At 69.4% G+C, this 25,032-nt stretch carries 15 protein-coding genes and 3 pseudogenes; 7 read left to right on the forward strand and 11 right to left on the reverse strand.

Annotated features, from left to right (window positions below):
- Positions 1-72 precede the first annotated feature (72 nt).
- The 3 genes from OHO27_RS01540 to OHO27_RS01550 all read right to left on the reverse strand — a co-directional run bounded on the left by OHO27_RS01540 (position 73) and on the right by OHO27_RS01550 (position 2,980).
- Positions 73-1,158 carry a hypothetical protein gene (locus tag OHO27_RS01540; RefSeq protein ID WP_328419528.1) on the reverse strand — a complete coding sequence of 362 codons (1,086 nt, stop codon included), beginning with the start codon at positions 1,156-1,158 and terminating at the stop codon, positions 73-75.
- Between the two features lie 147 nt (positions 1,159-1,305).
- Positions 1,306-1,452, reverse strand: coding sequence for a hypothetical protein (locus tag OHO27_RS01545; protein WP_328419530.1), 147 nt, complete (start codon positions 1,450-1,452; stop codon positions 1,306-1,308).
- 457 nt (positions 1,453-1,909) lie between these two features.
- Complete coding sequence (locus OHO27_RS01550) at positions 1,910-2,980, reverse strand: glycoside hydrolase family 43 protein (RefSeq protein WP_328419532.1); 1,071 nt, start codon at positions 2,978-2,980, stop codon at positions 1,910-1,912.
- Positions 2,981-3,296: 316 nt separating this feature from the next.
- On the opposite strand from OHO27_RS01550, the pseudogene OHO27_RS01555 reads away from it, so the two are divergent.
- Positions 3,297-6,571 (forward strand): annotated as a pseudogene (locus tag OHO27_RS01555) (LamG-like jellyroll fold domain-containing protein).
- A 64-nt stretch (positions 6,572-6,635) separates the two neighbouring features.
- Here OHO27_RS01555 and OHO27_RS01560 read toward each other — a convergent pair.
- The 7 genes from OHO27_RS01560 to OHO27_RS01590 all read right to left on the reverse strand — a co-directional run bounded on the left by OHO27_RS01560 (position 6,636) and on the right by OHO27_RS01590 (position 17,174).
- Positions 6,636-8,138 (reverse strand): glycoside hydrolase family 43 protein, encoded by a 1,503-nt coding sequence (locus tag OHO27_RS01560; protein WP_328419534.1) that lies wholly within the window; start codon positions 8,136-8,138, stop codon positions 6,636-6,638.
- A gap of 105 nt (positions 8,139-8,243) precedes the next feature.
- Positions 8,244-10,607 carry an AbfB domain-containing protein gene (locus OHO27_RS01565; protein ID WP_328419536.1) on the reverse strand — a complete coding sequence of 788 codons (2,364 nt, stop codon included), beginning with the start codon at positions 10,605-10,607 and terminating at the stop codon, positions 8,244-8,246.
- Between the two features lie 132 nt (positions 10,608-10,739).
- The gene (locus tag OHO27_RS01570; protein ID WP_328419538.1) at positions 10,740-11,774 is read right to left on the reverse strand and encodes an ABC transporter permease; all 1,035 of its coding nucleotides are present in this window, start codon (positions 11,772-11,774) and stop codon (positions 10,740-10,742) included.
- A complete protein-coding gene (locus tag OHO27_RS01575; RefSeq protein WP_328419540.1) occupies positions 11,771-12,733 on the reverse strand; it encodes an ABC transporter permease in 963 nt (320 codons plus the stop codon). Before OHO27_RS01575 ends, OHO27_RS01570 begins: the two co-directional genes overlap by 4 nt.
- Positions 12,726-14,285 (reverse strand): sugar ABC transporter ATP-binding protein, encoded by a 1,560-nt coding sequence (locus tag OHO27_RS01580; RefSeq protein WP_328419542.1) that lies wholly within the window; start codon positions 14,283-14,285, stop codon positions 12,726-12,728. Before OHO27_RS01580 ends, OHO27_RS01575 begins: the two co-directional genes overlap by 8 nt.
- Positions 14,286-14,402: 117 nt before the next feature.
- The gene (locus OHO27_RS01585) at positions 14,403-15,497 is read right to left on the reverse strand and encodes an ABC transporter substrate-binding protein (protein ID WP_328419544.1); all 1,095 of its coding nucleotides are present in this window, start codon (positions 15,495-15,497) and stop codon (positions 14,403-14,405) included.
- A gap of 633 nt (positions 15,498-16,130) precedes the next feature.
- On the reverse strand, positions 16,131-17,174 hold the full coding sequence (locus OHO27_RS01590) for a LacI family DNA-binding transcriptional regulator (RefSeq protein WP_328419546.1): 1,044 nt from the start codon (positions 17,172-17,174) through the stop codon (positions 16,131-16,133).
- 617 nt (positions 17,175-17,791) lie between these two features.
- Between OHO27_RS01590 and OHO27_RS01595 the strand changes: the two are divergent.
- From OHO27_RS01595 to uppS, 5 genes and pseudogenes are all read left to right on the forward strand, one after another.
- Positions 17,792-18,182 (forward strand): annotated as a pseudogene (locus OHO27_RS01595) (IS5/IS1182 family transposase); the annotation flags it as partial.
- A 111-nt stretch (positions 18,183-18,293) separates the two neighbouring features.
- Complete coding sequence (locus OHO27_RS01600; RefSeq protein ID WP_328430317.1) at positions 18,294-19,292, forward strand: RNA polymerase subunit sigma-70; 999 nt, start codon at positions 18,294-18,296, stop codon at positions 19,290-19,292.
- Positions 19,293-19,297: 5 nt separating this feature from the next.
- Positions 19,298-19,597: a hypothetical protein gene (locus OHO27_RS01605; RefSeq protein WP_328419548.1), complete on the forward strand. Its 300-nt coding sequence runs from the start codon at positions 19,298-19,300 to the stop codon at positions 19,595-19,597.
- Positions 19,594-20,049 carry a DUF6069 family protein gene (locus OHO27_RS01610; RefSeq protein WP_328419549.1) on the forward strand — a complete coding sequence of 152 codons (456 nt, stop codon included), beginning with the start codon at positions 19,594-19,596 and terminating at the stop codon, positions 20,047-20,049. The genes OHO27_RS01605 and OHO27_RS01610 overlap by 4 nt, the downstream gene beginning before the upstream one ends.
- Positions 20,050-20,368: 319 nt before the next feature.
- A complete protein-coding gene (gene uppS / locus OHO27_RS01615; RefSeq protein ID WP_328419550.1) occupies positions 20,369-22,141 on the forward strand; it encodes a polyprenyl diphosphate synthase in 1,773 nt (590 codons plus the stop codon).
- A 264-nt stretch (positions 22,142-22,405) separates the two neighbouring features.
- Here uppS and OHO27_RS01620 read toward each other — a convergent pair.
- Positions 22,406-23,043 (reverse strand): annotated as a pseudogene (locus OHO27_RS01620) (nucleotidyltransferase domain-containing protein).
- A gap of 393 nt (positions 23,044-23,436) precedes the next feature.
- Between OHO27_RS01620 and OHO27_RS01625 the strand changes: the two are divergent.
- Positions 23,437-25,026 carry a S1 RNA-binding domain-containing protein gene (locus OHO27_RS01625; RefSeq protein ID WP_328419552.1) on the forward strand — a complete coding sequence of 530 codons (1,590 nt, stop codon included), beginning with the start codon at positions 23,437-23,439 and terminating at the stop codon, positions 25,024-25,026.
- Positions 25,027-25,032 lie beyond the last annotated feature (6 nt).

Consider the following 25,032-nt stretch of genomic DNA (forward strand, 5'->3'; position numbering starts at 1 on the left):
CAGCACCCCCGCCCCCTGCAGCCGCACCCCACGACGTCCCTCGGCTCGGCGAGCAACGCCAAGCCAGCCGCGCTACTCGTGGCGCCGCCACTCACGGCCGCCGTCACGAGAGATCCACAGCCCTTCGCCCTTCACCAGGCTGTACGTCGCTGTGGTCGCGTCCGCGATGCCGTAGAGCGTCTTGCCGTGGACGGTGAGCGACGTCAACGGAGTCGGCGTCTTCAGTTGGTGGAAGGCTGTGTTGGTGTGGTCGTCGGCGAGCCAGTAGCGGCCGCCTTCCTCGCCGACAAGCAGTCGCCCGTCGGCGAGGACCTCCAGGACCAGCGACCCCGGGCCACGCTTCAGGCCCCTCCAGGCAACGCCGCCGCCGAGGACCGTCCGCCAGTGCCCGCCGCTGTCCGTCGTCACCAGCAGACCGCTCACGCTCTCGCCCCGGGTGAGGGACAGCGCCGCGGTGCCACCGCGCGCGACGAGGACACCACCCGCGTACGGCTTCGGAACCGCCGTGGAGCCCAGGGTGCGGCCGTCGCGCTGCCACAGGACGTGGTCGGGATCTTCGGTCAGTGACTGGCCCAGGCTCCAAACCGTGCCCCGCTCGTCGACGGCGAAGCGGACGGCGTCTTGCGGCGCTCCGGCCGGGGGCGCCACGGTGCGCGTGGCGGTGCGGTAGATGAGGGTCGGCTCCAGCTCGCCGAGCAGGACGTCGCCGGGACGGGTGCGCAGCGGGGTCCCGGTGATGACGACCTTCTGCCGCTTGCCTCGTACGTCGAGGGCGTAGGCTCCCTCGGCTCCTTCACCCGGCGGCACCCGCACGAAGCCGCCGGTCACTCCCTTGTACGCGGCCGGTGTCGCCTCCGCGTCGGTGTGTTCCGCGTGCTGGGCGACCGTAGCGCCGTCCGGGCCGATGATGCGCCACGCGGACGCAGCCGGCCCTTCGTCGTCCTCGACATTGCCGGCGTAGTACGTGAGAAGCAGCGAGCCCTCGCCCGCGCGGACCACTGAGGTGGGTGCGCCGGCCAACTCGATGACGTCGGCGGGGCGCGGGTGAGGCTCTTCGATGACGCGCTTGTATCTCGCCTCACGGTCCCCCGTGGACGCGTCGTCGCGTACGCCCGCTCCGCAGGCGGTCAGCGCCAGCGCCGCACTGGCCGCGGCCACGAGCCCGATCGTCTGCCTTCCGGGTTTCCTCAGCGACGGCATTTGCACATCCTCACATGGCGAGAGGTGACGACGTGACGTCGTGGGTGCGGGGTCGTCTGCCGCGCGGACGGGCCACCCGGCCTGCGAGCCGCGGTGTTTGTCGGATCAGGAGCGTACATCCACGTACTCACCGGTGGCCTTGGCCGGGCCGGTCGTGGTCGTGCCGGCGAAGTTCCAACGCCAGTAGCCGTCCATGACCGCCTTGACCGTGGTACGCAAGGTGCCGGTGCTGCTGGTCTTTGCCTCGACCACCGTGGCGTAGGTGCTGCTGTCCTTCGGTCGGAACTGCAGTTTTCGTGCGTGATCCCGACGATGACGTCCCGTCCGGAGTTGACGGTGGCACCGCTGACCACCGGTTCGCCGGCCGCTGCATCGGCCGGGGCGCCGAGACCAGCCAGCAGGAGGACGGCTGCCCCCAGCACGACACCACGGCTTGTCCCGCGACCGACGGGCCTGCCCTGCGGGGCACTTGAGCCGGCGGCGGGCGCCGCGATGTCGTGCGCGCCGCTCGGTCTGTCGCCAAGTGGTTCGGCGTAGCGGCTCATGAAACCTCACAGGGGTGACAGCGGGACCCTGCTGCCAACCACCGGAAGGGGAACGGTAGTTGGCAGCGGGCTCCAGAGACGGGAAGTCCGTCACTCCCTACGACTGCCGAAACGCCCCGATCGTTGCCCCGGAGATGAAGCGCACCTTGGTGGTCCACGTTCCCCTACTCGAAGAACTTGAGACTCCAGCCGGTGTTCGTGTTCGCGCCGGGGACGTTGGCGCGGCTGTAGGTGGTGTTGCCCCACCAGCAGAACGTGCCTGTGTACCAGTACCGGTTCTCCCAGGCGTACGGCGTCCCCTTCGGTACCGCGTGGAACATCAGGGGGAACCTCGGCCCGGCGGGTGGACTCGTGCCGATGTCGCCGTCGAGCAGGACGAAGCTGTGATGGCCGGGGCCGTTGACGTGCAGGGTCGGGTCCCAGCCGGGCATCATCGTGGCGCGGTTGGAGCCGAACAGGCAGCCGTTGGACTTGTACCAGTCCCACACGTACGTCGGGTCTCCGCCGGCGCGCAGTCGCAGGTCGGCCAGGCAGTACTGCTCGCTCCAGCTGCCGTTGGCGGAGTAGACGATGTGCAGTTGCCCGTTGGGGTCCTTGATGGCCTCGGGAGCCTCGTTGATGAACGGGTCGCCGACCACCCGCTCCCAGCTCTCCCGGGGCTGGGAGATGATGTGGCGCGCGCCGGTCGGAGTGGTGGGGCCGCTCATGCGGGCGATGTAGAGGTTCTGCTCGACGTTGGTGTCGCCGGCCCACCCGGACCACACGAACCAGCGCTGCCCGTTGAAGGTGAACAGGGTGCCGTCGATGGCCCACTTGCCGTCCGGCAGGGCCAGTTCGGTCTCGGCCGTGTATCCGCTGTCCGGGGCGGCTGAGTTGATGGCGTACATGCGGTGGGCCGGTCCGCGGCCCGCTGTGAAGTAGATGTAGTAGCGGCCGCCGTCCCGCACGATCTCGGGAGCCCAGACCTCGCCGAGGTTGCGGGTGTCGGTCCAGACCTGCCGGGCGGGCGCCGTCGCCAGGGCGTCCGTCGACCGGGCCTGCCGCACGACGATGCCGCCACCGGCCGACTGCACCGAGACGTAGGTGCCACCGACCCGCAGCACGCTCGGGTCCGCGGCCCGCAGACTCGTCTGGCCCGCCTGGGCCGGATCGGCGGACGTCAGGGACAGCACGGCAGCGAGGACGCCGGACAGCAGCGCGGCCGCGGCGCCGGTGATGCGGCGAGGAAGTTTCATGGTCACCTCGACGTCCCGCTTTCCATCGATGGAACAGCTCTCCAGCAGCATCGTTACGAGTCGCGGGCATGTCAATGCCGAAGAGAGCCGAGTGCCGCAAGTCGCCTACCTCAGGCGCCTGGTGAGGGTGAACGACACAGTGGTGCGCAAGGTCTGGACAGCAGTCGAGGGCCGTGTTGTCATTTCGGCTGTCGCAGGATTTCCAACGTTGAAAGAGCCACCCGACCGCGTCCGTTCCGGCCTTCCGCCATTCCTGCCGGCCCGGTCTTCCAGATGACCGGCCCCGGTCCGCGGCCTCTGTGCGAGGAAAGGTTCGATGACAAGACAACACATCCGCCCACGGACCAGACTGTGGGCGCTGCTGGCCACGGCCGCTCTCGTTGTGCCCCCGAGCGGTCTGGCCGCCACCGCGTCGGCAGTTGAGCCGACCAGCAGCGCCTCAGTGCTCTCCACCGAAGCAGCCGACGTCGAGGTACACGGCCTGAAGGGCGAGTACTTCAGCATGTCGGCCCCCGGCGCACGGGACTTCGCCGAGCTCGGTGGCACGCTGCTCGACCCGCAGATCAACTTCTCGGGCCTGACCAGCACCTTCCAGGAGCTCACCGGCAAGACGGAGCACACGACCGCCCGTTGGACGGGCCAGATCGAGGCACCGGCCACCGGCGACTACACCTTCTACGCCACCGGCGACAACGGCTTCCGGCTCTACATCGACGGCGAGCCGGTCATCGACCACTGGGAGCCGGACTGGGACAAGGAGCAGACCAGCTCCGCGACCCGGCTCACCGCCGGCGAGAAGCACGACTTCCGCCTGGAGATGTTCCAGGACCTCGGCGGCTCCAACATGTTCCTGCGCTGGGCCGGCCCGGGCCTGTCCAAGCAGCTCGTGCCGATGTCGGCGTTCACTCCGCCCGAGGGCTTCGAGGTCTACCCGGTGGAGCTGTCCGTCGCCGCGGACGGACGCCGTCTGCGGGCCCGGTTCGAGGGCCGGGTCGGTGATCTCCGGGCGGTCAAGGACCACTTGAAGATCGAGGCCGACACCACGGCCATGCCCCTGAAGTCGGTCACCGCCGCTCCCGGGGACCGCAACTCCCTGCTCGTGACGCTCACCGAACCCATCCAGAAGAACCAGCAGGTACGGGTCACCTACGACGGCGAAGGCGGCCTGACATCCGGCGGCGAGACCGTACCGAAGGTCATCCGCTACGCCGACAACGCCTCCACCCACCGGCTCACCACCAAGTGGGGCGACAAGGTCGACGCGAAGAACCCGCTGCCGGAGTACCCGCGTCCGCAGCAGGTCCGCTCCAAGTGGAAGAACCTCAACGGCCCTTGGCAGTTCAGCGGCGCCCAGGCGGGCGAGCAGCCGGTGTTCGGCAAGGACCTCGACGAGAAGATCGTCGTGCCGTACCCGGTGGAGTCACAACTCTCCGGTCTTGAGCGGCACGAGGACCACATGTTCTACCGCAGGCTGGTCAACGTCCCCAAGGACTGGAAAGTCGGTAAGAACGGCAAGGGCAACCGGCTGAAACTCAACTTCGGGGCCGTGGACTACCAGGCCCGCGTCTTCGTCAACGGCACGAAGGTCGCCGAACACACCGGTGGCTACGACGCCTTCAGCGCCGACGTCACCGACGCGCTGAAGGGCACCGGGCCGCAGGAGGTCGTGGTCGCGGTCACCGACACCGGGGGCGCCGACCAGCCGATGGGCAAGCAGTCCACCAACCCGGGCGGCATCTTCTACACCCAGTCGTCGGGCATCTGGCAGACCGTCTGGATGGAGCCGGTCGCAACCGCCGCGATCGATAACGTTGTCGCCACCCCCGACATCGACACGAGCAGCCTCGCCGTGACGGTGGAATCGGGCAAGGCCTCCACCGGCGCTCGTGTCGAAGCCGTCGCCCGCGACAAGCGCGGCAAGGTCGTCGGCAAGGTCAGCGGGCCTGCCAACGAACAACTGCGGCTGCCGGTCGCGAACCAGCACCTGTGGAGCCCGGACGACCCCTACCTCTACGACCTCGACGTGAAGCTCACCGACGGCAGGTCGACCGACAAGGTCGGCAGCTACTTCGGTATGCGCGAGATAGGCGTCGAGAAGGTCGGCGGCTTCCGGAAGCTGGTGCTCAACGGCAAACCGGTCTTCTCCCTCGCCACCCTCGACCAGGGCTTCTGGCCCGACGGCCTGTACACCGCGCCGAGCGACGAAGCCCTGGCCTTCGATCTGAAGGCGCACAAGGAACTCGGCTTCAACGCCGTGCGCAAGCACATCAAGGTGGAGCCCGCGCGCTGGTTCTACCACGCGGACCGGCTCGGCCTGCTGGTCTGGCAGGACTTCGTCTCCGGCAACATCACGAACGAGACCGGGCGGCGCGCCTTTGTCGACCAGGGCCGGGAGATGATGCGCGAGCACCACAACGCGCCCTCCGTGATCGGCTGGATCGTCTTCAACGAGGGCTGGGGCGAGTGGGACCGCACGGAGACCGGCAAGATCGCCGAGTCCGTGAAGGCGGCCGACCCGTCCCGTGTCGTCAACGCCCACAGCGGTGTCAACTGCTGCAATTCCAAAGGTGATTCAGGCAAGGGCGACATCATCGACCACCACGACTACAACAACGAGGACCCGCCGTTCCCCGACGACAAGCGGGCCGCGATGGACGGTGAGCACGGTGGCTTCACCCTGCGCACCCCGGGCACATGTGGCCGGGCGCCCCGACGGTGATCTACAGCGGTGTCGCCGACAAAGAGGCGCTGACCCGTAAGTACGTCGAGAACACCGAGAAGTTCTATCTCGACCAGGCCGCCGCCGAGCTGTCCGGTTCGGTCTACACCCAGATCTCCGACCTGGAGAACGAGCTCAACGGCCTGTACACGTACGACCGTCGGGAGATCAAGGTCGACCCGGTCAGGGTCCATGAGGCCAACCGCAAGGTCATCGCAGCCGGCGCCGCCGCGGGCGAACGGCAGACGCTCAAGGGCGGCGGGTCCTGGGCCCTCGACGACGGCACCGGAAACACGGCGAAGGACTCCGGCCCGAACGCCAAGGCCCTGACGCTCAGCGAGGGCACCACCTGGACACCCGGTGTCAGCGGCAGCGCGCTGAAGTTCGACGGTCAAGGCCAGTACGCCGAGACCCACGGGCCGGTGCTCGACACCACCGGAAGCTACTCGGTGTCCGCATGGGTCCGGCTGGACGAGCTCCCCGGCAACTACGCCACCGCGGTCAGCCAGGACACCCGGCGCCAGGCCAGCCCGTTCTACCTCCAGTACGGGCAGGGCGCGTTCGCCTTCAGCACACCGGGCGAGAGCCGCGCCCGCCTGGTGACCACCCCGGAGAAGGGCCGCTGGTACCACCTGGTCGGCGTCCGCGACAGCTCCGACAACACGATCGAGCTGTACGTCGACGGACAGTCGGCGGCGAGTGCCACCGGCGGAACGGCCTACCCCAGCACCGGTTCCCTGGCCGTCGGCCGCGCCCAGTGGGGCGGCGATGACACCGACTTCTGGAACGGCGCGGTCGACGAGGTCCACGCCTACGACAAGGCGCTCACCGCCGAGGAGGTGAGCGCGCTCCACACGGACGAGAAGCCGTAGCGGAAGCGGCGGCGAACGGGCCCCGGCGGGACACCACCCCCCGCCGGGGCCCGTTCGTGTCAGGTCACCGCGCGGGTGAGACCGCCACGTTGTCGAAGGAGGCCGCGGTGCCGAAGACGCGTACGCCGGTGGCGCCGCTGCCGTACGTGCTGTCGGTGACGGAGATCTTCGGCGTCGTCATGTCGTCGACGTACACCTTGATCGAGGCGCCGACGGCAGTGACCCGCAGTCGGTGCGTGGACCCCGGCGCGATCGCCGACTCGCGGCTCCCGAGCGGTGTCCAGCCGCCGTCGGCCCGGCCGAGCACCACCTTGCCGCCGGAGCTGATGCCCGCGTAGTACCCGGAGTAGCTGTCCGGGCCGACCCCCGGCCCGGTCACTCTGAAGGTCAGGCCGGCGTCGCCGGCGCGCGCCTGAGGCGTGACGTCGGCGTCGTAGGTGAGGTCGGCGAAGTTCGTGTCGAGAAGTGCCTTGCCGCCGAGGGACGGGCCCGTCCGGTACCGTCCGCCACTGGCCGACCAGGTCCCGCCGTAGGTCTTCCAGCCCAGCGCGTTGCCGTCGGCGAAGTTGTCCCGCACTCGCATCTCGACGCGGCGGATGGTCCCGTCGGCGTTGAAGTGCAGTCGGTCGTAGGCGAGTTGACGGTGGTTGCCGTCGGTCTCGCCGAGCGGACGGCGGTGGTAGACGATGTACCAGATGTCGGTGCCCGGGACGTTGACGACCGAGTTGTGGCCGGAGCCGCGGGCGACGGCGGGATCCTGCGCGAGGACCTTGTCGATCTTCCGGAAGGGACCGGTGGGTGACTCGGACATGGCGTACGAGACCGAGTAGTCCGGGCCGGTCCAGCCTCCCTCGGACCACATGAAGTAGTACTTGCCGTTCCGTTTGAACATGAAGGAGCCCTCGGTGTAGTTCTCCGGGGTGATCTCCTTGTAGGTGGTGCCGTCGGGGAAGGTGCCGAGGCTGGTCATGTCCGGGTTGAGCTTGACGACGTTGGCGTGGTGCCAGCCGCCGTAGTACATGTACGCCTGGCCGTCGTCGTCGATGAAGACGTCCTGGTCGATGGGCTGGGCGCCGTTGTGGAACCGGGAGATGAGCGGCTTGCCGAGAGCGTCCTTGTAGGGGCCCTCGGGACGGTCGGCGACGGCCACGCCGATGCCACCGGGCTGGGAGTCGTTCTGGATGTCGTTGGCGGCGAAGTAGAGGTAGTACTTGCCGCCTCGCTCCACCGGCGCCGGCGCCCACAGCGCGTACTCGGCCCAGGAGATGTCCGGCGTGGACAGCACCTTGGGGTGTTTGGTCCAGTGGACCAGGTCGGTGGAGGAGAAGGCGTCCAGGTAGGTCTGTTCGGCGTAGACCCTCGAGGTCGTGGGGAAGACCCAGTACCGACCGCCGTAGTACACGGTGTCGGGGTCGGCGTACCAGCCGTCGACGAAGGGGTTCCCGGACTCGGCGGTGGTGTGGTCGGGTGCGGCGACGGCCGGGGGCGAAGAGAGCGTGGCGAGGAGGCCGCCGGCCAGCAGCACTGCGCAGGACTTGGCGAGAAGGCCGGTCGTTCGGACAGTCATGGGGGGCTCCAGGTGAGGCCGGAGGAGACGGTCGGGGTACGGCCGGGGCGGCGGCGCGTCCCTTGACCCGCCGCCGCCGGTACGGCTCCGTTCACAGCGCCCCGGTCACGGTGCCCACGGGGACTCGACGGTCCACGTGGTGTCCTCCGTGAAGAGGGCGGGGTTGTCCCAGGTGTGCGTGCCGCCCGGGGTGGCGAGCCACAACTCGGCGTTGTAGTGGCGCAGGTACTGCTCCGGGAAGTTGTAGGCGGAGAGGCGTACACCCCCGTTCGCGGCCCGGGCGGGGCAGAAGGTGGCGTCGGCCCGGAACAGGTCGCCGCTGCCGGACTCCTTGTGGACGCGGTACTCGCGGTGGCGCAGGTAGTCGCCGGGGTAGTTCCGCGACTCGAAGCTGTAGCAGGAGCTGTTGGCGAGTCCGGGGACGATCTTCCAGGTGGCGTCGTTCTTCAGCATGGCGTCGCTGCCGCTGCCCACGATCTCCGTGAAGACCGCGCCGTCCCTGTGACGCACGAACCGGTCGGTGTGGCCGGGGGTCGTCACCCGCAGCGACTTGTTCTGATCGGTGGGCAGGGTGACGGGGGCCGTCGGCCCCCGGGAGGCGTCGATGAGAGCACGGTTGGCCGCTCTCACCCGGGCTTCGTCGACCTTGACCACCTGGCGGTCGTAGGTGAGCAGGCCGTTGGCCTCGTTCTCGACGTCGGTGATCTCGGTGTAGACCGAGGCGGACAGGCCGCGGGGCATGCGTACCTCGCGGATGGCGTCGATGAGGCCCACGAAACGGTTGTTGAGGTGGGCGAGGTCGGGCTGGTCCTCGTAGCTGAAGCCGCCGCCGGGGTACCACTCGTGACCGGCGACCTTGAAGCCCAGGCCACCGAACTCGCCGAGAACGGCGGCGCGGGTGGCGCTGGGCACCGTGGTGCCGGGCCCTACGTATACGTGGTGGTCGACGACGTCGCCGTTGCCGCCGTCGACGGCGCCGCAGCAGTTGACGCCGCTCATGTTGTCGACGAGGCGGGAGGGGTCGTAGGCCTTGACCTCGTCGGCTATGCGGGCCTGGTCGTACTGGCCCCAGCCCTCGTTCTGGTTGACCCACATGACCAGGGACGGTGAGCCGCGGTGCTGGTCGATGATGCGGTCGTACTCGGCCTCCCACTGGGTGCGGGCCGCGGCGTCGGGGGTGTGTTCCATGGACGGCATGTCCTGCCAGACCAGCAGTCCGAGCCGGTCGGCCCAGTAGAACCAGCGCTGTGGCTCGACCTTGATGTGCTTGCGGACCATGTTGAAGCCGAGGTCCTTGTGCTTCTGAAGGTCGTGGCGCAGGGCGGCGTCGGTGGGCGCGGTGTAGATGCCGTCCGGCCAGTAACCCTGGTCCAGGGTGCCGGTCTGGAAGACGAACTTGCCGTTGAGGACGGGGCGGAGGACGCCGTCGACGCGGGCGGTGCCGATGGAGCGCATGCCGGTGTAGCTGCCGATGGAGTCGACGGTCGTGCCGCCGGAGAGCAGGTCGGCCTTCACGTCGTAGAGGAAGGGGTCCTCGGGAGTCCAGAGGTGGGGGTTCGGGATCGGGACGGTGAACTCGGTGCCGACCGGGCCCGTGGCCGTGCCCACGGTGCTGCCGCCGACGGAGACGGTGATACGGGCCTGATGGCCGCTCGTCGTCCCGCTCCCGCGCACGGTGACCTTCAGGCGGCTGTTCGGCAGGTCCGGCACCATGTCGAGGCCGGTGATGTGCGCGGAGGCCGTGGGTTCGAGCCACACGGTCTGCCAGATGCCGGACGCGGCGGTGTAGAAGATGCCACCGCCGGGGTGCGGGGCGACGTCGCGGATCCGCTGCTTGCCGACGGCCTGGCTGCCGGTCTCGGTGGGGTCCCAGACGGAGACGACGATCGCGTTGGTGCCGCCGCTCAGAAGGTCGGTGACGTCGTAGGAGAAGGCGTCGTAGCCGCCGCTGTGGGTGGCGCCGGCCTGGCGGCCGTTGACCCACACGGTCGTACGCCAGTCGCTGGCGCCGAAGTTGAGCTGAACGCGGCGGCCGTTCCAGTTCGACGGGACGGTGAAGGTGCGCTTGTACCAGAGCTTGTCGTTCTGGGTGATCCTGCGCTGGATGCCGGAGAGCGCGGACTCGGCGGCGAACGGGACCCGGATCTGCTCGGTGAAGGTGGCCGGCCGGCCGGCGTCCGCCGGGGTGACGGCGAAGTCCCAGATGCCGTTGAGATTGGCCCAGTCGGGGCGGGTCAGCTGGGGGCGGGGGTATTCGGGGAGCGGGTTGTCGGTGGGGACCTGGTTCGTCCAAGGGGTGGTCATGGGTGCGGGCTTGGGGGTCCAGGCCCTCGGCGCGGCGCTCGCGCTGCCGACGGCCGTGAGGGCCGTGCCGCTTAGCAGGGCCAACGCGGCGAGCGCGGTGGTGGCCCGTCGCACTTTGCGTCTCAGCCAGGGGAACGGCGTACGGCGTACGGGTACTCGACGCATCGTGGCTCCTTGATGAGTGGGGTGGGAGACGTGCGTGTGCGAGAAGCGGCCGCGCGGTGGCCGGGGGCAGCCGTCTGGAACCGGACGCGGCAGCCGGGGCGGAAGAGTGGCCCGACTGCCGCGTCCGGGGCTCTACATGAGCTGCCGTCTGCGGCCCAGCCAGGTCTGGGCGATGACGACGACGGCCAGGAAGGCGCCGCTGACCACCTGTTGGTAGGAGGAGTCGAGGGAGCCGATCTGGTTGATGACGTTCTGGATGACCTTCAGCAGCAGCACGCCGACCAGGGAACCGCTGACGTAGCCGAGACCGCCGGTCAGCAGGGTCCCGCCGATCACCACGGCGGAGATGGCCTCCAGCTCCATGCCGTTGCCGAGGATGGTCACGCCGGAGGCGAGCCAGGCGGCGTTGAGCGCGCCGGCCAGGCCGGCGAGGAGGCCCGACAGGGTGTAGACGAGGATCTTGGTGCGGGCCACGGGGGCGCCCATCAGGGCCGCCGCGTCCTCGTTGCCGCCGACCGCGTAGACGTGCTGGCCGAAGCGGGTGCGGCGCAGGACCACGGCGCCCGCGACGAAGAGGGCCAGGGTGATCCACACCGGGTTGCCGAGGCCCAGGGTGGTGCCCTGACCCAGTTCGGCGAGGAACGAGCCCTCGCCGATCAGGAAGGTGTCCGCGCCCTCGTCCGTGATGGCGAGCAGCAGGCCGCGCGCGCCCAGCATGGCGGCCAGCGTGACGATGAACGGGGCGAGCCGGGAGCGGGCGACCAGCAGGCCGTTGACGACGCCGATCAGTCCGCACACCGCCAGCGGCAGCAGCAGGGCCACCAGGGTGCCGTGGCGTGACCCCCAGGCTGCCAGGACGCCGCCGAGAGCGAACAGCGAGCCGACGGACAGGTCGATGCCGCCGGTGATGATCACGAAGGTCATGCCGAGGGCGACGATCGCCAGGAAGGTCGAACTGGTCGCCATGTTGCCGATGTTGTCGCCGGTCGCGAAGGCGTCGAAGGAGAATGACGCCACCACGGACACGATCACCAGGACGGCCAGCGCGCCGTGCTGCTGGATCAGGGCGCTCAGCCGCTCGGAGCGCGCGGAGCCGGCCGGCTCGGTCTCCCCCGTCGGCTCGTTGCTCGCGGTGGTCACGGGCGCGTTCGCTTTCGTGACGGTCATCGCTTCCCCCGTCCCCGTGCCGCGTAGACCGCGGCGACGATCACTATGGCCTGCGCGATCTGGGTCCAGGAGGGCGGCAGATCGTGTTTGATGAGGGTGGCGGTGAGCAACTGGATGAGGACGGCTCCCGCAACGGTGCCGGCGATGTTGACCCGGCCGCCGGTCAGCGGGGTGCCGCCGACGACGACCGCGGTGATCGCCGAGAGCTCCATCAGGTTGCCGAGCGAGGTCGGGTCACTGGCCTGGAGACGTGCGGTCGCCAGCACCCCCGCGACGGCGGCGAGCAGTGCGCAGACGACGTACACGGTGATCAGCACGCGTCGTACCGGCAGCCCGGCGAGTTGCGCGGCCGGGCGGCTGTCGCCGATGGCGAGGAGCCGGCGGCCGAAGGTGGTGCGGCGCACCACGAAGGACACCATGAGGGCCAGGACCGCGGCGATCAGGATCAGGTACGGGATGCCGAGGATGTCGCCGGAACCAAGGGAGGCCAGGGAAGGATTGCGCAGGTCCTCCAGCTGGGGCAGCAGGACGAGGGCGAGGCCCCGGCCGCCGACCATGAGGGCCAGGGTGGCCACGATCGGTTGTACGCCGACGAGCGCGACCAGCGCGCCGTTGGCCAGTCCGACCCCGGCGGCGAACAGTGCGACCACGAGCAGTGTGGGCAGGAGTCCGTAGCCGAGGTAGAGCGCGGTGACGGAGGCCGCCAGTGCCATCACGGCACCTACGGACAGGTCGACGCCCTCCGTGCCGATGACCAGGGCCATGCCGAGGGCGACGATGATGACGGGGGCGACCTGGACGGCCTGGGTGCGGAAGTTCTCCGCGGAGAGGAAGTGCGGGGTGATGACGGTGTTGACGACCATCAGCGCCGCCACGCCCGCGTAGACGCCGTAGGTCTGGAGCCACTGGAGTGCGCGGGCCTTGTCCAGCGGGGCGGTGCCTAGGGTGGCTTCAGCCATCGGTCGCCGCCTCCTCGGCCATGTGCTCCGCTGGGGCGTTCCCGGCGATGGTGCGCATCAGCTTGTCCTCGGTGACGTCGTCGCCGGACAACTCGCCCACGACGGCACCGTCCTTCAGTACGACCACGCGGTCGGACCCTTCGATCAGTTCCTCCAGGTCGGAGGAGATGAGCAGGACGCCCAGGCCGTCGGCGGCCAGTTCGTCCACGAGTTTCTGCACCTCGGCCTTGGCGCCGACGTCGATGCCGCGCGTGGGCTCGTCAAGCAGCAGCACCTTGGGGTTCATGGCGAGCCAGCGGGCGAGCAGCACCTTCTGCTGGTTGCCCCCGGACAGTTCGCCGACCTTCTGGTGCGGTGAAGAGGCCTTGATGCGCAGCCGCTTGACGAAGGTGTCGACGACGCTGTCGACGCGGGCCTCGGAGACGAGGCCGAAGCGGGAGAGGCGAGGCAGGACAGCAAGCGCGATGTTCTCCCGCACGGACAGTCCGGGGACGATGCCCTCGCTCTTGCGGTCCTCCGGCAGCAGGCTGACCCCCGCCCGGATGGCGGCCGGTGCCGATCCGCCGCGCAGGGGGACGCCGGCCACGGTGACACGGCCCGAACGGACGGGCAGGGCACCCGAGATGGCCTTCGCCGTCTCGGTGCGTCCGGAGCCGAGCAGTCCGCCCAGGCCGACGACCTCGCCGGGCCGGATGCTCAGGGACACCTGATGCAGTTTGTGCGGCACCGTCAGTTCCCTGGCCTCCAGCACGGGTCGGGTGTCGGTCGCCTCGTGGTCGCCGGTGAACTTGGTGAGACCCTCCTCGCGGACCTCGCCCAGGTCTCGGCCGAGCATCGTGGACACCAGGGCGAGGCGGTCGAGGTCGGCCAGGCGGCCGTGGTGGACGCGCCGGCCGTCACGGAGCACGGTGACCGTGTCGCACACGGCGTAGAGCTCGTCCAGGCGGTGGCTGACGTAGACGACGGCGATGCCCGCGTCGCGAAGCCGCCGGATCACCGAGAACAGGGTCTCGACCTCGCGCGGTTCGAGGGATGAGGTCGGCTCGTCCATGATGACGACGCGGGCGTCGGTGGCGACGGCACGGGCCAGGGCCACCATCTGCTGGGCGCCGACCCCGAGGGTGCGCAGCGACCGGCGGACGTCCACCCGGACGCCGTGTCCGCGCAGGATCTCCTCGGCCTCCCGGTTCATGCGGGCGATGTCCAGCACACCGAAGCGGCTGCGAGGTTCCCGGCCCAGGAAGAGGTTGCGGGCGACGCTGAGCAGCGGGATGAGGTTGACCTCTTGGTAGATGGTCGAGATGCCCGCCTTCTGCGCCTCCAGGGGCGTGGCGAAGGAGGCCTTGCGGCCCTGGAAGGTGATCTCGCCGGCGTCGGGGCGGTACACGCCGGTGAGGAGCTTGATGAGGGTCGACTTGCCGGCGCCGTTCTCGCCGATCAGGGCGTGGACCTCACCGGCCTGCAGGGTGAGGTCCACGTCGTCCAGGGCCCGGACGCCGGGGAAGGTCTTGCTCAGTCCGCGGACGGCGAGGACTTCGGCGGGGGGTGCCACCTGTGCCTCCAGGAAGAAGAAGGTGGAGAGAGGGGTGGAGAGAGGGGTGGAGAATTTCGTGAAGAGGGTTGTGCGGGAGAGGCGTTGGGGCCCGGCCGATGCCCGGGCCCCGCGGGATCAGTACGCCTTGCCGATCTCCGTGTTCGCGTTGTCCGCGTCGTAGGCGCTGTCCTGGATGATGATGTCCTGCGGGACTTCCTCGCCCTTGGTGAAGGTGTCCAGGGTCTGGAACGCCAGTGGGCCGAACCGGGGGTTGGACTCGATGACGCCGCTGATCCAGCCGTCCACGATGCCCTGGACGGCGTTGCGGGTTCCGTCGACGGTCACGATCTTGACGTCGCCCGCCTTCTTGCCCGCGCCCTTCAGCGCGGCCACCGCGCCGAGCCCCATCTCGTCGTTCTCGGCGTAGATGCCCTTGATGCCGGGCTTCGACTGGATGAGCTGCTCGGTGACCTGCTGGCCCTTCTCGCGGGCGAAGTCACCTGTCTGCTCGAACACGACCTTCAACTCCGGTGCCTTTTCGGCGATCCGCTCCTTGAAGCCCTTGGTGCGCTCGGTGGTGACGTTGTTCCCGGCCGAGCCGAGGAGGATGGCGACCTCGCCCTTGCCGCCGGTCGCCTCGATCATCTGGTCGGCGGCCCGTCTGCCCTGCTCGACGAAGTCGGAGGCGATGAAGGAGACATAGTCCTTGCAGGCGGTGGCGTTGATCTTGCGGTCGATCGTGACGATCGGGACCTTCTTGGCGGCGGCAGCCTGCAGTACCGGGTCCCAGCCGTCGGAGTTGAGCGGGGCGATCACCAGCAGGTCGGCGCCCTTGGCCAGCAGGTCCTGGACGTCGCTGATCTGCTTGGAGAACTGCGACTGGGCGTTGGCGGTGAGCAACTTGACGCCCCGCTTGTTCGCCTCGTCCTTGATGGACTGGGTCTCGGCGATACGGAACGGGTTGGCCTCCTTCTCCGACTGGGAGAAGCCCACGGTCGCGTTCTTCAGATCCAGCTTCTCGCCGCCGTAGGCGTCGATGGCGCAGGACTTGCTGCCCGGCTTCGGCGTGACGACCTTCTGTTCGGCGCCCGCGGCCGCCGGGGACTTGGTGTCCTTCGACGCGTCGTCCTCCGACTTCGCGCAGGCGCCGGCGGTCAGGGCGACCGCGGCGGCCAGGGCCACGACCCCGGGGCGGGTGAGGAGGCGAGGACGGTGAGTGGTGCGCTGCATGGTGACCCCGATCCGGGCGACGCTGAAAGGGAACTGGGAGCTGACGCATGAGCAGAAACGGCGCATCTCCCCCGGCGGGCAACGTTGTCGGGCCCGCTGCAAAGAGGTTTTTACATCGTTGGAAGGAAGCTGTAAACCCCCTGTGCGCACACCTGTGCATCGCGAGGAGGCGGGGGGTGCGGGGGAAGCGCTTGCCCGAGGGCGGGCCTCGCGGCGCGCGTCAACTCCCGTACGGCTTCGGGACGTAGGGCTGCCAGGTCTTTGCCACTGCGGGGCGGGACGGGAGGTGCTCAGGGCGTGGCTGCCTGCGGGCGCCAGGGGTCACGAGCGTCTGAACGCCGGTGTGGACGTTGGCGTATCGGCCAGGGTTGTTGGTGTTGGTGAGGTGCTGGGCAGGGGCCCTGCGGCGCGCTGGGCCGGCGGCGGAAGCGGGGGCCGGGGGGCTGTGGGGGGGCCGGGGGGCTGTGGGGGGGGGCGGGGGGCTGTGGGGGGGCCGGGGGAATCGGCGAGGAAGTGGTGCCCGCACCCGCCTGCCGCGGCACCCGAACTCGCCCGACGGGCGGCACGTCGATTGACCCCGCCGTGTCGGTCGACCAACTGACGGGGATCGCGGCGTACTTGACTACGGGCGGGTCAGGCCTGGGACGTACCGCCCGACCCGTCCTTCGCCGCCTCACGTCCGAGGGTGCTCTCCCGCTCGACCAGGCGGTAGTCCGCCCAGACACGGCGGGGTTCGGGAGCCTCGCCGCCCAGGCGGGCGAGCACCGACTCCACGGCGAGTCGGCCGATGGCCTCCTTGTCCGGCGAAACGGAGGTGAGCGTCACCGCGCCGAAATGCCCCTCGACGACATCGTCGAAGCCGACGACCGCGATGTCCTCGGGGACTCGCAGTCCGCGCTCGTGCAGGACGCGCATCGCGCCGATGGCCATCGGGTCGTTGTACGCGAAGATCGCGTCGGGACGCCGTCCGGCATCGAGGATGCGGGTCATGGCCGCCGCACCGTCCGCATGTCCCCAGCCGTCGGTGTCGGCCACGAGCCCGTCGTCGGCCGGTAGTCCGGCCGCGGTGAGTTCCTCGCGCCAGCCGCGTACGCGCAGCTGTGCCGGCTCGCTGCGGCCGCGCCGGTCGCCGATGAACGCCACCTCCCGGCGTCCGAGGCCGACCAGGTGCCGGACGGCGGCGCGGGCCGCGGCGACGTTGTCGACGGCGATGTGATCGTACGGCAGGTCGTAGTCCCGCTCGCCGACCAGCACCAGCGGGACGTTCTCCGCTCGGTCGCGCAGGTCTTCGGTCTCCAACTCGATGGGGCTGAGGATGAGTCCGTCGATGACACGTGCGCGGAAGCCCTGGCTGACCAGGAGCTCCTGTTCACGGCGTCCCCCGGTGTGGTCCAGCAGCACGATGTAGTCGTGGGCGGCAGCGGCATCGATGACGGCAGCGGCGAGTTCGGCGAAGTAGGGGTTGCCTAGTTCGGGCAGAGCGAGGGCGATCATGCCCGTACGGCCTTTGCGCAGGTGCCGGGCGGCCAGATTGGGCCGGTAGCCGAGCGCGTCGATGGACCGCTGGACGCGTTCACGCATGGCGGGGGTGATGTGCTGGTAGTTGTTCACCACGTTGGAGACGGTCTTGATGGAGACCCCCGCGTGGGCGGCGACGTCCTTGAGGCTGACCCGCACGGCATTCCCTTTCGAAGCGGCCCGACTCGGGTGGTCGGTGCGGGTACGGTGTCGTCACCGTGAGCCTTGCGCCGAGTCCCGGTGCTTGACTTTTACAACGTTATACATCTGCGCTCTTCGCGGTGACAAGGCGTTGGACGAGCGCCCCGTGTAGGCACCGTACCTGCACGTTCGGCAGGCCGAATCCTCGATCTCGAGGCGCTGACTGTGGGCAATGGGCCGAAGCGGTGTGGTCGTTGCTGCTTGCTGCTTGCTGCTTGTCGAGTCGATCCGTCGTCTGATGGATCCGGGCTAGGACTGGCCAAGCAATCTCGACACCGGCCCGTAAGAACGGCTCAACTCCGCCTCACGCGCTGCGTGAGGGACCCTAATCCGGACAGGGAGAGGGAGAGGTGAGCGTACCCACCACAGGCGCGGGGCGGCGTCGGCCGCAATGGCCTGCGGAAGGAGCCAGCGGGCAGGCCTGGTTCCGTCGATGTGTGGATCGTCGGCGAATGCTTCTCAACCCCGTCACCAACCACGTCACGCCAGTGCTTTTCAGCGGAGCGGATGAGGTCGTCGCCGAGGCGTTCGAGGAATCGGCCTGCCAGGGCAGCCTGGCTCCGGCAGCGGTCTGGGCTCCGAAGACCAACGACCTGCGCCAGGCGATGACCAGGATCCAGCTGCTGGCTCACGTCATCCTCGACGGCACGCTGATTCCTATCGACCGCGTGCACGACCAAAAGCCGTACAACTCCGGAAAACACCGGGCCATCGCGGATGCGGCCGGACGCCTCGGCTGGGTGCCGGCAGTTCCGTGCGTATCTCGTTCAAGCTGCACAGCTACCCCCGAAGCCGTCGCGCCCGCAGAAGGCCGTGATCAAGGCCCACGCCCGGATCCGCTGCCGCGGCGAATGCGCCGTCACCACAATCAGCACCTGGAAGATTCTGACCAAGCCGCGCTGCAGCCCCTCCCGGACGACCGCGATGGTGCAGGCCATCCTCGTTCTCCACTACGTCGAAACCCGACCTGCCAAGGATGAGAAACGCTCAGCCATGCCGACCGACCCCACTGATGAGTTTTCGCGCCCGTACCCGTCACACGTACGACGGGACACGACGAGGCGAAAGGATGACGTCATGAGTGCGGAGACGCGGCTGGAGGAGCTGGGCGTGAGCGGTCTGGGCGAGGTCGACGAGCCGGCGTTCTCGGGGCTGGCGGAGCGGCACCGGCGGGAGCTGCACGTGCACTGCTACCGGATGCTGGGGTCGTTCGAGGACGCCGAGGACACCGTGCAGGAGACGTTCCTCCGTGCCTGGCGGCGGCGGGAGACCTTCGAGGGGCGTTCGACGTTCCGGGCCTGGCTGTACCGGATCGCCACCAACGCCTGCCTGGACCTGCTGGCCAAGCGCCGCCCGGAGCCCGCGACCGGCGGCGAGGTGCTGTGGCTGCAGCCCTACCCGGACCGGCTGCTCGACGAGCTGCCCGCGGGCGAGGCCGACGAGCCGGAGACCGTCGCCGTCGCACGGGAGACGATCGAACTGGCGTACCTGGTCGCAGTCCAGCACCTCGCACCGCGCCCGCGGGCCGTGCTGATCCTGCGGGACGTGCTCGGCTGGCCGGCGAAGGACGTCGCGGAGGCCCTCGGGGACTCCGTCAACTCCGTGAACAGCGCGCTGCAGCGGGCCCGCGCCGCCATGCGGGAGCACCTGCCTGCCGAGCGGCAGGACTGGACCGGCGGCGAGCAGGACGCCGGGACGCGCGAGCTGGTGCGCCGCTATACCGACGCCAGCGTGGCCACGGACGTTCCGGCGCTCGCGTCGATGCTGCGGGACGACGTCCGCAGCTCGATGCCGCCCACGCCGGGCCTGTACGTCGGCCGCGACACGGTCGTGAACTACTGGGTCGAGAGCGGCTTCGAGGGCATGAAGGGCCTGCGCGCCGTCCCCACCTCCGTGAACCGGCAGCCTGCCCTCGCCTTCTACCTCTGGCAGAAGCGGGAGGGCGCGTACCTGCCGCTGACGATCGACGTCCTGCGCGTCACCGGTGGGGCGATCACCGAGATCGTCACGTTCCACGACGACCAGTTCCCGCGGCTCGGGCTGCCGGAGCGCCTGCCGGCTGACGGCACGGAGTAGTCCCGGTGCGGACGATCGTGCTGCGCGGTGGCGCGCGTGTCGCGGTGGTCGCGGCGGAGTGGTGCGACGCGTTCGGCGTCGTCACCCGCGGGCGGGTGCAGCTGGAGCTGCGCGACGGCGAGCCCGGCCCGGTCCTCGGACGGGACGCCGGGTTCTGGCTCCGCGGCACCGGCGTCCGCGCCCTGCGCAATCCGGGCCGTCGCACGGCGAGGGTGCGCGTCGTCACCCCAGGTCCAGGCCCAGGACCGTCACATGCCGGTCAACACCCCGTACGCCAGGTACCGAATGATGGAGGAACGACATGAACGGCATGAATGACACCGGGGCCGTCGCAGGCCCGGCATCGGGCCGGGCCGGCCACACCCACCGACTCCGCGGGCTCGCCGGGACCGGCTTCATTGCCACGCTCGCGGCGATGGCGGCCACCACTCTCGCTGCGGCGCTTGCCCGGGCCGTTGGCGTCGACTTCCAGGTCCCCGATGGTGGCGAGACGATCCCGTTGTCCGGGTTCGCCGTGGTGACGGGCTGCACCTCGGTCGTGGGCGTCGTCATTGGCGTCGCCCTTCTTCGTTGGAGCGCCCGCCCCGCCGAGCGATTCGTGTGGACGGCAGTGTCGCTGACCGCGATCTCGTTGGTCCCACCCTTCCTCGCCGGGGCGAACACCGCCACCACCACCGCCCTCCTCGCGCTCCACCTCGTCCCTGCGGCGGTGATGATCCCCACCCTGACGCGGAGCCTCCGCACCCGGACCGATTGACGATCCCGCAGAGCCAGTGCACACGCCTCGGTACCGGCACCACGTGACCCACAGCCCACGGCCCACAGCCCACGGCCCACAGCCCGCGGCCCAAGGCCCAAGGCCACGGCCCAAGGCCCACGGCCCACGGCCCACGGCCCACGGCCCACGGCAGATCTTTGACCTGCCGAAACGGCCTGTCGCCCCGGCGGAACCTGGATGCAGTGCTCTCGTTGTGCGCGGTATGTCCCCCACCAACCCCGCATCAGCCGAACAGCAACAGCAACAGCCCGCGACCACCACGCGGCCCGTGTATCGCTCCCTGTCAGGGCGGGCGGTGATGAGTCATGACCCATCGCTGCAGGCGGCCTACCGGCTGTGCCGGCGACAGACCAAGGACCAGGACCGGGCGCAGTACGCGTTGATCCAGCTGGTGCCCGCCGCCCTGCGCCCGCCGTGCTGGGCACTGTGGGCAGCAGCCAACGCCATCGACGACCTGGCCGACGACCGCACGGCCACCCCCGTTGAGCGGGCCGCCCTGGTCGAGGAGTGGATCACAGCACTGGACCATGAACTGGACGACGGGACAAGCACGGACCCGATCCGTCACGCCCTGGTGGATACCGCCCTGCGCTGGGGCCTGGACCTGACCCGGCTGCACGGGGCGATGCTCCTGGTCCGCGACGACGCCCACGGCCGGCACTTTCCCGACTGGTCTGCGTGGCGAGCCTGGGCACGTGACAACTTGCTGCCTTGGTTCGACCTGCTCCGTGACCTGTTCGACCGGGCCGGCGTGCCCGTGGCCCTGCGCATGGACAACCAGGAGATCTACGAGCAGTTCCTGGACGGCCTCCGGCTCACCGACACCCTCACCGACCTGTCTGCCGACCTCGCCCAGCACGACCTCCTCCTGCCCGACGAAGTTCTCGACCAGCACCCCGGGGCCGCGGACGATCTGATGCACCGGCGCTGGAGCCCCGCTGTCGCGGAGATGATCAGCCACCTGACCGACCTGGCCCACCAATGGGTGAACCAGCCCATGCTCACCCGTGGAATGCACCCCGCTCCCGCCACCATCTGCCACACGATGGCCGGCCTGCTGTGCTCCCAGCTCGACGCCGTCACCAGCGCCGGCCCCACCGTCTTGCGCACTCCGCCCAGGCCCTCGCTCCTCACCAGCGCCCGCATCCTCGCGCCCGCCCAGGCCCGCGCTGCCCTGGCCTGGAGCCTGACCCCGCTGACCGTGCCGCCGCCCCGGAACGGGGACGTGCAGCGAAGACCGCCTGGCCGTCACCGGGGAGCCGCGCAATCAGCGTTCCGTACGCCGCCATCGCACCCCAGCGGTGAGCAGTCCCCGAAGATCCCGGCCACGCAGATGCCCACCCACGTTGCCGTGATCATGGACGGCAACGGCCGCTGGGCCCAGCAACGCGGTCTCCCCCGGCACGCGGGCCATCGCGCCGGCGCCACCGCCGTACGCGAGACGGTCTACGGCGCCCTGGAAATCGGCCTGCGCCACCTGACCCTCTACGCCCTCTCCACCGAAAACTGGAAACGCGACGCCGAAGAGATCCACGCGATCCTCGGCCTCCTCCACAGCGAGGTGAGTGCCAACCCGTTCCAGGACCTCGATGTCCGCCTGCGCTGGCATGGCGGCTCCGACCGTCTGCCGACCGACCTGGTCGATCTCCTGCGGCTGCGCGAGCGCACCACCCGCACCCGCACGGCTCTGACCCTGACCATGTGCATCAACTACGGCGGCCGCGACGAAATCACCCGCACCGCCTCCGCCCTCGCCCGCTCGACAGCAAGGGGTCGGCTCAATCCCGACCTGATCAGCGAGAAGGACTTCGCACAGCACCTGCCCCACCCCGACATGCCCGACGTCGACCTGCTCTGGCGCACGGGCAACGAACAGCGCACGTCCAACTTCCTGCCCTGGCACACCGCCTACGCCGAGCTGTACTTCACTCCGAACCTTTGGCCCGATACCGACCGGCGCGATCTGTGGCACGCGGTCACGGAATACAGCCGCCGCCAGCGCCGCCACGGCGCAACACCACACGTGCCCGAGCATGCCTCCCACACCGGCGAAGACCCACGCGACAGCTGAGGCAAGCTGCAGAGCAGATCGACCAGATCGAGCAGTTCGGTTCCCTGACGTGACCGCTTCACTGACCCGCTTCCCGCGATGAGGCCGATGGCCTGGGAGGCCGTGCGCCGACTCTGGCAGCATCGGTTGCTGCGCTGTCTCTGCTTGGCGTACGGAGTCATCGACCCCTCGCGCCGGCCCGCCCCTCCGGAATCGTGACGACCGCGACCACCCACCACACCGTGCATACAGCCCGTCCGTGACGTTGCCCAGGCAGGGCCTGCGTCACCGACCTGCCAGTTTCTCCAGCCAGGGATGTCCGGGATGCACGCGCGTCAGCCACCCGGTAAGAGCGCCGCGCCCGGCTCAGCAGCGGCAGGGTGCCGACGAAGTCCGCCTGATCCTTGGGTCGTGCCGCCTTCGCCTTGAACAACAGCACCAGTTCCGGCACCAGATAAGGGATGCCTTCCGCAGTCCGCTCGATGATCGCGTCGTACGGCAGCCGCAGACTCTCGTCCCTTCGACAGATCCATGTCCCGCCGTCGTGCGGTTCGCGGAAGACGTCGAACAGGAACTGACCGCTCACCGGGTCCCGCAGCCAGGTCTGGTGCGTGGCTGCGAGCACCTCAGCTCCTGCACCCGCCCAGCCCCGCCCGGAGCCCACCGCGTCAAACCACGTACTCGGGGAAGCGGTCCCGAATCTCCATGAAGCCGTCCGAGGGCACCGCGATCTCCAGATCACTGTGGGGCCGAGACTGCCGCCCACGGAACAGATCCAGCGCCCACCCTGCCGCGATGCACCAGGGCGCGCTGACCCCGGCCAACCGCCCCGCGACCTGTTCCGGCCGCCAGGCACCCTCCCACCGGGCATCCAGTTCGTCCGCATCAAGGACAGCGCCGCCCGGCGGCACAGATTCGGTCATCGCTACAACGTACGGCGTGCACTGGATCAGCGACGAGTACGCGGCCAACTGCTCCTGGCCCGTGTGCGACATGGCCGCACCGGCCGCCGAAATCGAGATGCTGCGCGACAAGTTGGCCGCTGGGGGTCGGTGGCCGAGGGGGGCAGAGCGCGAGCGGTGACCGGCCAGGAAGGGCGGGCGAGGCTACATGGCGTAAGCGAGGGCGGTATCGGCTCGGCCTAGATGTCCCGGCGGGCATACGCGACCCGGCCGGGCAGTCCTGCGACGTGCGTCTGGCCCAGGACCTCGGTGGAGAGGTCGGAGCCGGTGGCGCGCACGCGCGAGGTTCCTGCTGCGCGCCCGCTCGGTCCGGCTCGCCCGTGCACCCCGCAGCCACCCCGCCACGGCGGCCAGTTGACGAAGTTCTCCCACTCCTCCGTCTTATCTCGCATGGATATTTGCTGGCAGGGTGGCATGAGCGCGCCGGATGATGGAGCGGTGCAGCAACTCCCCTACGTCTACCGCGTCACCAAGTACGACCCCTCCGACCGTGACGAACACGGGCATTACATCGGCAGTGAGGACACCGTCAGCGATCACGGCGAGGTCGAGGCGGCCTATCTCCAGGCTGTCGCGGCCTTCGCCAAGGACACCGGCCTCGGCCACCTGGCCGTACGTGAACCGCAGGTGCCCTCCCTGGCGCACTTCGGCGTGGAGCCCCCGGTGGACGGCTTCGGGCTGGACGGACTCTTTCCCACCGGCCCGACCGGTTTTCACGACGGGGCTCAGGTGTCGCTCGACGTCGCGCTGGAGCTCCTGCGTGCCATGTTGCGCGACAACGGCGCCTGGTGCCGGCTGGAGGAGGAAGGCATGTTCGCCGTACACGTGGGATGGGACCAGTGCGTCTACATCAGCAGCGTCCAACCCTGCGAGCAGGCATGGGCACGAACCCGCGCCCTGGGGCTGTTCCCGGAACGCCTGGACTCCTCTCCCTACGAGATGGAGACCGACGGCGACGAGATCCAGCGACCCGGCGACGACGACTTCTGGGCCGGCCTGCGCTGGGCGGTCGCCGCATGCCGCGCCGGGCTCCTGGAAGAGACGGCCGTGGAAGGCGCCTCAACATGGCACCGTCTCACGCTCGACTCCATCGACACGGTGCGCGCCGGGCTCGCTCCCCGCGCCCGTTTGGCCGTGTGGCCAGACCTGTCCTCCGATATCGACGCAGTCTTGAGGGCCCTCCCGTCCGAGGGCCTCGTCGAAGGTGTCTGGCAGGACAGTGACGGCCGGATGCACAACGCCATCGCCGACCAAGACGCCTTCCCGGAGTTGGCCGCGCGGATGTCCGGCGCCGTCGCGGCAGCGCTCCTGTCCGTGTACGCCGATGAGTGTGCGCCCCTGTTCACCGCCGTCATGCCGGACAGCGACGGGGTGGTCCGGGCCCGATGGCGGACCGAGCCGACGCCGAGCGACCGGAACTGGGCCTTTCTCAAGACCCTTCGCCGAGGCGAGATCGTCACGGGCACGGTCACTCATATCGCGAGCGTCGGCGTCACCTTCGTGGACATCGGCGGCTTCGAAGCGATCATCAATATCCCCGAACTGTCGTGGCGCCACATTGAGTACCCCTCTGACCTCGTCTCCGTCGGGCAGGAGGTCAACGCCGAAATCCTCGACATCGACCCCGTCCGCGAACGTGTGTCGTTGTCCCTCAAGGCTCTTCAGGAAGATCCGATGCCGCTGCTGATCGGACAGATCGGCCATACGATCACGGGTCGTGTCACCAGACTCGTGCCCTTCGGTGTGTTCGTACGCATCGAGGAGATGGAGAACGGCCTGGAGGGGCTGGTTCACAACTCCGAACTCGCCGGCGGCAACCCGGACACCCCTCAACTCGGCATCCAGGTCGGTGACACTCTCCTGGTCAAGGTCTTGGACATCGACATTGCCAGACGCCGGATCACGCTCTCCCACAGTCAGGCTGCCTCAGAGCCACGTCCTTGAGGGACT

The sequence above is a fragment of the Streptomyces sp. NBC_00443 genome (assembly GCF_036014175.1).
Classification (GTDB): domain Bacteria; phylum Actinomycetota; class Actinomycetes; order Streptomycetales; family Streptomycetaceae; genus Streptomyces.